This window comes from Desulfobacter sp. UBA2225 (assembly GCF_002348205.1).
GTDB lineage: Bacteria > Desulfobacterota > Desulfobacteria > Desulfobacterales > Desulfobacteraceae > Desulfobacter > Desulfobacter postgatei.
Map to the genome: position 1 here is coordinate 6,306 of NZ_DDYV01000211.1, position 10,792 is coordinate 17,097.

The window sequence follows — 10,792 nt, forward strand, 5'->3', positions numbered from 1 at the left end:
AGCCCTGTATACATCACATAGCTTGCACCTTCGGCATCGGCAATCTCTTGGGCCAGCTCCATAATCAGATCCCTGGGCACACCGGTTATCCCGGCAACGATTTCAGGGGTGAATGCCTTGACATATTCGGCAAACGCTTCATATCCAAAAGTCCACTCTTTTACAAAGGCCTGATCAATTAAATTTTCCCGGATCAGGATATGGCACAGGCCCAGGGCAAGGGCCCCGTCCGAACCAGGCCGGATGGGCACCCACAGGCTGTCCGGCAGCCTGGCAGATGCGGTTTGCCTGGGATCAATGACGATAATCTTTGCCCCTTCGCGGGCGGCACGGACCAGCCGGCCGAACATGGCCGGGGGCGTTGATGTGGAAGGGTCTGTCCCCCAGACAAAAATAAGATCTGAATTATCCAGATCGGAAAACATGTCCGTATGCAGACAACCACATGTCAACTGGGGTGCCAGCACCCCAATGGAGGTGTAACAGGGGGAGCCCACCCCAAAGGTATTGGGCGATCCGTAGGGAAACAGGATGCTTGAGGCAAGATAGATGTGAGAGCCGCCAAGCTGGAATGCATCTTTAAAGGCCCGTTCGTAGGAACCTGTACCCGCGTAGAATCCCAGGGCCTGGGGCCCGTATTTCGCTCTAACGGAATCCATCTTTTGAGCAATGATATCAAAAGCCGCATCCCAGGAGATGGGTTCAAAATCCAGTTTTCCCTTGGGCCCTTTTCGTTTCAAGGGCTGTTTGATGCGGGCATCGGAATAGATAATCTGCTTTGCACTGGCTGCCATGGGACAAAGCACTTCGCCCATGGGCGCTCCAGGGTCCGGGGTGAGCCGGTCGATTTTCCCGTCATCGTCAAAATGAACAATCACACCGCATCCGGGGCTGTGGAAACATAAGCCGCAAATTCCTGGTTTCTGTTCTGCCAAAACACACACCTCCTTTATATTTTGTTTCGTTCCGCAACAACAAACTGGGAGGTAATATGCTCCCACAGATTTCGCGTTTTCCTGATCTTCCACAACACCTGCCCCATATCCTGGATCGTGAAGCCCGGAGAGAATAGAGATTCCGGATCCTGGAGCAGCCTGCAGATATTATCCATGCCAAACCCCTTGAATGGGCCCTCTTTGGTGCCCCCAAGCCAGAGAGCCGGATCGTTGACATTTTCATCCCAGGAAAATGGATCGGAAAAGAGGAATTTTGCATCTTTTTCATCCATGACCCGGTTGGCTTCGGCCAGATGCAGCAACGGATCCGGCACCTTTTCAAGAATGTTTACGGAACTTACCGTGACAAAGCGCCTGGACCGGAAGGGCAATGCCATGGCATCGGCAACAATAAATTCAGCCTGGTCAAAACCAAAGGCCGGATCCAAATCACAGCCCCGCTTTTCGGTGATCTGCCCCTCCATGATCAGATCAAATTCCAGTCGCTTTTGGGCCGCAAGCCTGCGGGCAGCCCGGACAAAGGAGATCGAGGTATCAAGCCCCACAGCCCGGTCATGGGTTCTGGTCATCTCAAAGGTCAGACGCCCCACGGAACACCCGATATCAAGGGCCCAGCCGGAGCGTTGGGAATCAAAGGCCCGGGCCCATTTCCCATAGGCGTCCGTGGCATCCGGGCCGTTAAAAAACTCGGAATAGTGGCTCCACAAATAGGCGGAACGCATGGAAAAAGAGTTGTATCCCGTTTCATCCCGGACAATAGGCAGGGTCTGTTCCGGCACGACCACGGCAATGCCCTCGTGGATCTCATACCCCTGTCTGCATTGGGGGCAGACCAGTCGCCCCTCAATAATATCATCATCGGTTTCCGTGTGGATATCAGGATTAAGCACAATCTCACTGTCCAGACATTGCGGACAGATAAGCTCTTCAATCAGCCATTTTTTCATAACAGCTCCTATTTCATACGGATGTAATTCTAACAGGCTTGACAAGCACATAGTATATATGAAAAAAACTGTAAACGATCACGATTTAATAAATTTCCCGGCTGGATTCAAAAAACTTTCGTTTAGCCGTCATGGAAATTTTAGAACTCTTTTTTTCAAAAAATTATTCCAGACAATTTTTTTGAAAAAACCGCCCACCAGCTCCGCAGATAGAGTAAACGGCAAAAAAAATCACCTCCAAGGGAATATACACCCATGAAATTCGGAAAATACCTGTTCCACATCACACTGACCCGGGACGCTGTTTTACCCGCGTACAAAGGATCCACATTCAGAGGACTTCTGGGCCATGCCTTGAAACGAACCGTATGTGCGCTTAAAAACCAGACCTGCGCCACCTGTATTTTAAGGCAGAACTGCACCTATGCCCTGGTATTTGAAACCGCCCATGCCCTGCCGGCTCCGGAAAACGCCAAGATATCGGCCCCACCGCACCCCATGGTCCTGGAACCGCCTTTAACGGAAAAAAGAGAGTTCGCTGCCGGCGACACCCTGGCATGCGGTATGGTCCTTTTCGGGGACCTGAACCGGAACCTGCCCTATTTCATCTATGCCTTTGACCAGATGGGCCGTATCGGACTGGGCAAAAGCCTGAAGGGAACCCGGGCCGGGTTTACGCTGGAATCCGTCACCTTTGGGGATGAAAGGGTTTATTCAAAAGAGGACGGCCGGGTGACATTGCCGGATATTCTCCCTGCGCTTGACCTGACACCGGATCAGGACGAAAACCCGGAACATGTCACACTGAAACTGCAAACTCCGTTCAGGATCAGCACGGACACGGGCCAGGCCCCAAACCTGCCCTTTGACCTTTTAATGCGTTCCCTGATCCGCCGGTGTACCGCCCTGTTCAACACATATGGGGATGGTGAGCCACCCCTGAATTACCCGGAGTTGGTGAAAAAAGCCTGCCGGGTGAACCTGACAGACAACAGCCTGGCCTGGTTTGACTGGCAGCGATACTCTTCGCGCCAGGAGGCAAAAATGTATATGGGCGGACTTTTGGGACAAGTAACCTACCAGGGAGACCTTGGACCTTTTCTGCCGTTTCTGCGCATGGCGCAAACCGTTCATGCCGGGAAAAATACGGCGTTTGGGCTGGGCAAAATTGATTTGGAGACAATGAACAAATGAATGCCAAAAAACCGGCAAAACCTGAAAACATGTTCCTGATGTTTAATCACTCACTGTCCAAAGACCAGGAAACTGATGCCCAAAATATCTGGGGAACGCAACTGCAATTTATTGGGCTTCCGGGGCAGTTGAAGGCGCTTTGGGCACAAATTCCTGCAGATAAACAAGAACTTTTTGACACGCTGGCTCCTTTTCGAACATGGCTTGAAAAGCAATCCTGCCCCAATGATCTTGTTTTAATCCAAGGGGATTTCGGTGCCACCTGGCTCATGGTTCAATATGCACTGAACACCAATCTTGTACCAGTTTATTCTGTTACCGTCAGACTGGCCAGTGAAGAGAGATCACCGGACGGCATGGTAAAAAACACGCACTTTTTCAAACATCAAATGTTCCGACTATACGGCATATAAAATCAGGAGGGAAGTATGGCTAATGTTTTTATCAGTTTTCTTGGAATAGGCAGTTTCAACAAAAAACCGGGGTATGAGCGGGCCGAATATGCCTGGACGGAAAAGACTTCGCAAACCATAACCTGCTGTTTTGCCCAGACCGCCATTCTTGCTGCTCTGGAAGCGTGTAAAAATGAAAACGATAGCGTGGACCGTGTGGTTCTGTTCTGCACACGGGAATCCTATGACAAACATTTTGAAGCGTTAGAGGATGAGTTCAAACACCATCTTAAACAGATGCCCAAAATCATTATCCCGGATCTGGTACCCACGGAGATGACCGCAGAGAACCAGTGGAACTGGTTTGAACAGCTTCTGGACAATGTGGGCTTTGGAGACAGGCTGATCATTGATTTTACCCATGGCATGCGGGCCGTCCCCATTATCTTTTCCAGCGCCATTGGATTTCTGACAAGGGCAAAGCACATCACCCTGGATCATGCACTATATGCCTGGTATGACCGGAATCGAGAAGACCAGCCCCATCCCATTGTGGACATGAAAGATTTTTATGTCATCAATGACTGGGCCGAATCCGTTGCCCGCTTAACCGACGATGCCGATGCCAGGAAACTGGGTAAAATGGCAAAACAATCCCGGGTAGATGCCATGGCCCCCCTGGCCAATGAAGATCTGATAGCCGCTTTCCAGGAGATGACCGACTGCATCCGGAACGTGGATGTGAACAATGTATCCCAGAAGGTCAATGACGCCCTGACATACGTCCAACAAAGCCGCAACCAAGTGGGCGGTTCGGCGCGACTGATGCTGGATCTGGTGTGGGAAAAGTTCTGCGCCCTGGCCACGGACGATCCCCCCAGCGGGCGGTATGACCAGCCCTATTTTGAGACCCAGATTAAAATTATCGAAGTGTTGATGGAACACCGGCTTTTCATGCAGGCGTTTACGGTGATGCGCGAGCTTGTGGGCGCCATAGGGATGGCAGGTATCGGCGGCAAATATGCCAGGAAAAAAATGGCGTCAGGCGACGGCAAAAAATACAGAAAACGGTTTGCGGAAGTTTTTGTCAATATGATGCAGTTTCCGGTTGATGGCTGGAAATTTTCCGGTTTTACCGAAGAAACCCGCCTGAAACTGATGCCCTGGTTTGAAAAGCTGCAAAAGGCAGGGATCGAACCGCAACTTCGGGAGATTATCGATGACATGGTCAAAATCCGCAATGGGTTTGACCATGCCTGGACTTCGGAAAATACCGCATTCCCGGGTATTGAAAAAAAAGGGAACGAATATTTAACGGTATTACACAACGTTGTAAGCCAAATGGCTGAACAGGAATTTTTTTCAAAGCAAGAAAATTAAAATGGGAGTAACAATGGATAAAGAACTGCTTCAGGCAATAAGCATTGCCGGCTTATTTCATGATATTGGTAAATTTGCAGAAAGGGCCGGTGCTGTTGAATTGCCAGATAAGGATATGGTGGCCCAGGAATATCGCTATGCCCATGCCTATCACACAGAACTGGCATTAAAGTCGCTTTTTCCGGCAGGACAGCTTGAACGGGAATTTGCCGGCAGCAGCGAAGTAAACATCCTGAATATGGCGTCAAGACACCATAAACCCAGAAATATATATGAGCTGATTATTTCCCAGGCAGACCGTATCGCTTCCGGCCATGAACGCTCTGCAGGAGATGAACTCTCCGATTATGACACCGGCGGCAGAGAACGTAAAAGACAGACCCCGCTGATCAGTATCCTGTCGCGCGTTAAGCTGTTTGGAGAACAGGTGAAGCCCGAAGACTGGCGGTATAAAATTAACCACGCTTCGGTTTCAGGATCTGCCGGGGATTTCACTTTATTTTTTCCGGTGCCCAAAGATCAATACACCTATAACCAGGTGGAAGAAGATTATGTGCAGCATTGGCAGCATTTCAGGCAGGCGTTACAGCCCGATTCAGGCGGCTGGCTGGATCTGTTTGCCCAGTTCCCGGTGATACTTTGCCTTTGCAGGGATTTTCAATGGTGCCTGCCGGCATCAACAAGAAAAGAGGAGCTTCCGGATGTCTCGCTCTTTGACCACCAAAAGGTCACTGCGGCCCTGGCAGCCTGCCTGTATTGCTATCATGCCCGATGCGGAAATCTGAACGAAACGGATATCATGGACCATTCTGTTCCAAAATTTCTTTTGTACTGCGGGGATATCAGCGGAATTCAAAAATTTATCTATAAAATTTCGTCCAAAGGTGCCTACCGGACATTAAAGGGTAAATCCTTTTATATCCAGATTCTTGCCGAAATCCTTGCCAATGAATTTGTTGACCGTTTTTCATTAACCCAGACCAATATCCTTTATGCCAGCGGCGGAAAATTTTACCTGCTGCTTCCCAATCTTCCCGATACGATTCAAACGCTGGAAGATATGCAGCAGGATGTCAACCTGGAGTTATTGAAACAGTATAACGGGGCTCTGTATCTTCGGACAGGGTATGAAACCTTGTCTGCCGATGACTTGACAAGAAAAAGCGGCACAACGCTTTACCGGATCTGGGACCGGCTGACCCGGGGGCTGGTTTATCAGGACAGGCAGCGCTACAACAAGGCAGCGACAGATGACTATGACCTGCTGTTCGCCGTCCGCCCCCAGGCAAACTTAAACGCCTGCGAGGTTTGCCGCCAAACCATGAAAGACAAAAGAGAAACCATATGTGCGGCTTGCAAAGAGATGGCAAAGTTAGGCAGCCAACTTGGTGCGGCAAACTGGATTGTTCTTGGTTCAAACGGCGCAGACCTTCCGGAACAGGGTAAACCGGTCATGAAGGTATATGGAAAGCAGTTATGGCTCTTTGAAAAAATGCCTGAAAAAATTAATGGTGAGAACCTGCTTTTCATGGGGATCAATTCAGCGGATTACCACAAGACCGCTCTATCCGTTCAGCACCGCACCCCGGTCAATTGCGTCCCTTTTACCATCGGGTCTTCCCATCGTTTTAATACGGAGTTTAAAGACATCGCCCAGCGCAGTGCCGGAAACTTCAAGCGGCTTGGCATCCTGCGCATGGATGTGGACAATCTTGGGCGTATTTTCAGCGAAGGGCTTGAAAATTATCAGCATGATCTGATTCAAAACACCACCCGTTTCCATTCACTGGGAAGAATTACGACCATGAGCTGGCAACTGGGCCAGTTCTTTGGCGCCGTGCTTCCGGCCATTCTTAATGCCAACCCGGACTGGTGTGAAAGGGTTACTGTGGTCTATTCAGGAGGGGATGACCTGTTTCTTCTGGGTGCCTGGGACGCACTGCCGGATGTGGCCCTTGAGATCCGCAGGCTGTTTTCCCGGTTTTCCTGTCATAACGCTGCCTTCACGCTTTCCGGCGGCATGGTGATCTCCGGTGGAACTTTTCCTGTATATAAAAGCGCGGAAATGGCAGGTGAGGCAGAAGCAAAGGCAAAGTCCCACACAACCGAACTGCTTGAAACCAGAGAAAAAAGACAAAAGAACGCATTTACCTTTTTTGATCAACCCATGCACTGGAAACAGTTTTCAGCCCTTGCCGACATGCAGATAAAGCTTATGGCTCTTGTCAGCCGGAAAGAACACTACCCGCTTTTACAACGGCTTAGAGCGATTGCCCTCTCCTGGCAGGAAAGTGCCCGAAAGCTGAAACAGTCAAAAGGGAAAATGCCCCTTGAAGAGATCAGAAACCGGCTGCAAGCCGAAAAGTGGCGGTGGAGAATGGTGTACACCTTGTCCCGATACTCAGACGCCAAAAGTGAAGAGATAAAAAATGATATTGAGTCCATAAAAGAATTCATAACCGGCAATGTTGCAGGAACCGAAAAAACCGGAATTGAGCTGCTTGGCGTCCTGACACGCTGGAGCGAATTAAAACTACGATAATCACAGGGAGTTAAAATGGAAAAAGAACAGATTGTTTCATGGGTGCAGCAGGGTCCCCAGCCCGCATTATTGGATGCTGCCCAGGAATTGGGAAAAGAGATCAAGAATAAAGGCTTGACAACATCCCAAATTCGCCAGGTTTTTACCCGCTTGAAATCAATTGAGGCAAAAGGGTATGTCAAACAAAAAACAGATTTCATGATGCTCAAACCTTATCTTGCGTATGCCGCAGGACGGCAAGACCGGGTTATAGGACTTAAGATCTTCAAAGAAAAAATCACCATGGGCATTGATGCTGTGTTTGAAGGTGGCAGTTCTGAAGAAGAACCCAACCGTTTTGTTAATTTCTGTAAATTATTTGAGGCAATTTTGGCCTACCATCGTGCCTTTGGCGGCAAATAAGGAGAAAAATAATGAGTGAAACAAAAACACTGAAATTGGACCGTAAAATTTTTATTCAGGGAGAAATCAAACTGCTCACCGGTATGCATGTGGGCGGTTCTTCATTAGGGCTTGGCATTGGCGGCGCAGACAAAGTTGTGATCCGAAACCCAATTGACAACCTACCCTATATCCCCGGTTCCTCTTTAAAAGGGAAAATGCGTTCTTTGCTGGAAAAAAGCCTTAATCTTGTAAAGATTGAAAAAGTAAAAAATGAAAATAAAGAAGAATGGACGGGGACTCTGTGTATTGATCCCGACCAAGATGCTGTGCAGCTTTTTGGTTTTCCTGTAGATGATAAGGCTGACACAAAGCCTGAATACGCCCCAACCCGCCTTATTGTTCGGGACAGCAGACTTCTCAACGAACAGACCCTGGCGGATGCTGAAAACACCGATATGTACTGCACTGAAATAAAAACAGAGGTCGCCATTGATCGCCTGACCTCAAAAGCCAACCCCCGCCAGTTTGAACGGGTGCCTGCCGGGGCCAGGTTCGGTCTTAATCTTGTCCTTGATCTTTATAATGTGGATGCCGGTTCCCAAGGGGAGAGCAGCAGGGCGGACCGCTTTGTTCACCTTGTATGCCAGGCACTGTCGCTGGTGGAAGATGACTATATCGGGGGCCAGGGAACCCGGGGGTACGGCCAGGTTGAATTTCTTGTTACCTCTGTTACCGAGCGGACGGCAGACAGTTACAGGCAAGGACAGATGGAGCGGCAACCTTCGGAATACCAGAAGCAATTTGCCCTGTTTATGAATAAAGAAGAGGCGCCTGTATGATGATTGCATACCATTTACTATTTCAAGACCCTGTGCATTTCGGTCTTGAAGGCATCGGGCAGGAAGCTGTGGAGCAGGCGTTCCGTTCCGATTCCCTGTGGGGGGCAGTGCTCCAGAAATGGTTTCTTCTGTTTGATGACACCCCGGAGCAGTTGTGCACCAACACACCGTTCTCCATCTCCTCCTGTTTCCCGTTCATCAATGGGGTACGCTTTTTTCCATTGCCCATGGGCGCACTTGACGCTGTTATTGAAGATGCCGCCAGGCACAAGGCGATTCAAGGCATGCCCGGTGTAAAAGAGTGGCGCAAGGTCAGGTACGTTGCTGAACCGCTTTTCAGGAAAGCACTTAAAGAAAAGCTGCTGCCGGCGGATGTCAGTTTAGACCAGGTATTTCCCATGGCGATTTATGAAAAAAATAATATAACCGGAGCCACATTCCAGCAGCATGAACAGCGCCCCAGAATCATGACGGACCAGATGAACGGCGGTGTCAGTGAAAGTGCTTTTTTTTACTGCACGGACCAGTTTTTTGGCGACAGTGCCGGCCTGTTTTTTCTTGCCCAGTTTGACGGCGATGCTGTTCGGGAAAAATTTGAGGCGGCCTTAATGCTTTTAGGCGACTGCGGAATCGGTGCGGACAGGAGCATCGGCAGGGGCGGTTTTGTTTTCTTTTCACAGTCAGTTGACTTCCCTGCTCCCACGGCACCTGCGGCATGGCTGACGCTCTCCCTGTACCATCCCACCAGGGATGAGGTTCAACAAGGGGTCCTTACCGGAGGCAGGTATTCGCTTATTAAACGATCCGGACCCGGCGGCGGTTTTCATGTCAGCCGGTTTAGACGCTCTGACTGCTGGATGCTTGAAGAAGGCGCAGTCATTCCCTTTCACGCACAAGGCGATGCGCCCTGCGTTTTGAAACAATCGGAATTTATTCCCCACAATATCTATCGCAACGGCGGGGCATTCTGTATTCCATTGCACAAGGGGGCCGCATGACAACAAAAAATAATATCCGCTCAATCTATCACTGTGACGTCGAACTGCTGACGCCCCTACATATCGGCAGTGGAGACAAATATGTTGAACACTTTGATTTTTCATATAAACGTCAGACCCAAAAGCTTACGGTCTTTAACAGGAATAAACTGTTTGAGCAGGTTGCAGGTTCAGGAGAAGCCGGGATACATGCGTTTACCCGGGCCATTGAAGAAGAACGCCTTGACGAATGGCTGGACAGCAGGCCCGAGGGTATAAATATGGATGCGGCCCGTATTCACAGTTTTTCTTGTGAAAGGCGGCCAAGGGAGATCCTGGTACAACTTCGCACCGGTACTTCAGACGCGCTACTTGCCGGCAGCTCTTTGAAAGGTTCTTTGAGAACAGCGGTTTTATCGCAGTTGTCAAAAGAGGATGGCCGAAAAGCCATTGATCAGTTTAAACAAAAATTATTGGCCCCAGGGTTGCGCATAAAAACTGATGATAATGAAATTGTAAAACAATATCTGGGCCCCGACGCCCAGAAAAATCTGATGAGATGTCTGTCCGTGGCGGATTGCGTCTTCCCTGCCCACACCATTAAACTGGAACATGTATTGCTGTCCCGCCGGGTATCGAATCAAAAAATGGCAGTCAAGTTTGCTGTAATCCTGGAGAAAATCTGTGAAGGAAGCAAGGCTGGTTGCCAGGTCTCTTTTGATACATATCTCGGGCAGCATGGCCAGGCCAATCTTGGGTTTCGAGCTGACTTGACCCTGGACTGGATGCTCAATGCCGTCCGCCGGAAAACAGCAAAAACCATTGCAACTGAACTTGACTTTTTCGATGGGGAGGGCGGAGACCATAGCCAGATGCTCAAATCCTTTTACGAGCAACTACAAGGTAAAATCCGTGAGACGGGCGAAAACGAGGTCATATTACAGCTTGCCTGGGGCAGTGGCTGGAATGGTATGACCGGTGAGTTATTGGAAAAAAATGAACTTACTCCTGTTCTTCGTGAGAAACTTAAACTGGCTCCGGGCTATGCACAGTTTCCTTTTCCAAAAAGCAGGCGTTTTGCCTTAATTAACGGTCAGGCGCTTCCCATGGGGTGGGTAAAGTTGTCATTTACCGATAAAGAAGAAAAAAAACGGTATGGTGCTGAACCCGCCAGAGGGCTA

At 49.5% G+C, this 10,792-nt stretch carries 9 protein-coding genes and 1 pseudogene; 8 read left to right on the plus strand and 2 right to left on the minus strand.

From position 1 onward, the window contains the following. A pseudogene (locus B3D59_RS10650) lies at positions 1 to 935 on the minus strand (molybdopterin-containing oxidoreductase family protein); the annotation flags it as partial. Positions 936 to 949: 14 nt separating this feature from the next. Then, positions 950 to 1,903, minus strand: coding sequence for a class I SAM-dependent methyltransferase (locus B3D59_RS10655; RefSeq protein WP_286819683.1), 954 nt, complete (start codon positions 1,901 to 1,903; stop codon positions 950 to 952). A gap of 255 nt (positions 1,904 to 2,158) precedes the next feature. Between B3D59_RS10655 and cas6 the strand changes: the two genes are divergently transcribed. The 8 genes from cas6 to csm5 form a co-directional block, all read left to right on the plus strand. Further along, positions 2,159 to 3,097 carry a CRISPR system precrRNA processing endoribonuclease RAMP protein Cas6 gene (cas6, locus tag B3D59_RS10660; protein ID WP_286819687.1) on the plus strand — a complete coding sequence of 313 codons (939 nt, stop codon included), beginning with the start codon at positions 2,159 to 2,161 and terminating at the stop codon, positions 3,095 to 3,097. Continuing rightward, a complete protein-coding gene (gene csx20 / locus B3D59_RS10665) occupies positions 3,094 to 3,510 on the plus strand; it encodes a CRISPR-associated protein Csx20 (protein WP_286819688.1) in 417 nt (138 codons plus the stop codon). Before cas6 ends, csx20 begins: the two co-directional genes overlap by 4 nt. Before the next feature lie 15 nt (positions 3,511 to 3,525). Then, the gene (csx2, locus tag B3D59_RS10670) at positions 3,526 to 4,869 is read left to right on the plus strand and encodes a TIGR02221 family CRISPR-associated protein (protein ID WP_286819690.1); all 1,344 of its coding nucleotides are present in this window, start codon (positions 3,526 to 3,528) and stop codon (positions 4,867 to 4,869) included. 13 nt (positions 4,870 to 4,882) lie between these two features. Beyond that, positions 4,883 to 7,411, plus strand: a complete 2,529-nt coding sequence (cas10, locus tag B3D59_RS10675) for a type III-A CRISPR-associated protein Cas10/Csm1 (protein ID WP_286819692.1) — start codon at positions 4,883 to 4,885, stop codon at positions 7,409 to 7,411. 15 nt (positions 7,412 to 7,426) lie between these two features. After that, entirely contained in the window at positions 7,427 to 7,813 is a 387-nt protein-coding gene (csm2, locus tag B3D59_RS10680; protein ID WP_286819693.1) for a type III-A CRISPR-associated protein Csm2, read from the plus strand. Positions 7,814 to 7,824: 11 nt separating this feature from the next. After that, positions 7,825 to 8,634 (plus strand): type III-A CRISPR-associated RAMP protein Csm3, encoded by an 810-nt coding sequence (gene csm3, locus B3D59_RS10685; RefSeq protein ID WP_286819694.1) that lies wholly within the window; start codon positions 7,825 to 7,827, stop codon positions 8,632 to 8,634. Then, on the plus strand, positions 8,631 to 9,632 hold the full coding sequence (gene csm4, locus B3D59_RS10690; RefSeq protein ID WP_286819695.1) for a type III-A CRISPR-associated RAMP protein Csm4: 1,002 nt from the start codon (positions 8,631 to 8,633) through the stop codon (positions 9,630 to 9,632). The genes csm3 and csm4 overlap by 4 nt, the downstream gene beginning before the upstream one ends. Next, the coding region (csm5, locus tag B3D59_RS10695; protein ID WP_286819696.1) for a type III-A CRISPR-associated RAMP protein Csm5 at positions 9,629 to 10,792 on the plus strand (1,164 nt) is incomplete at its 3' end. The genes csm4 and csm5, both read left to right, overlap by 4 nt.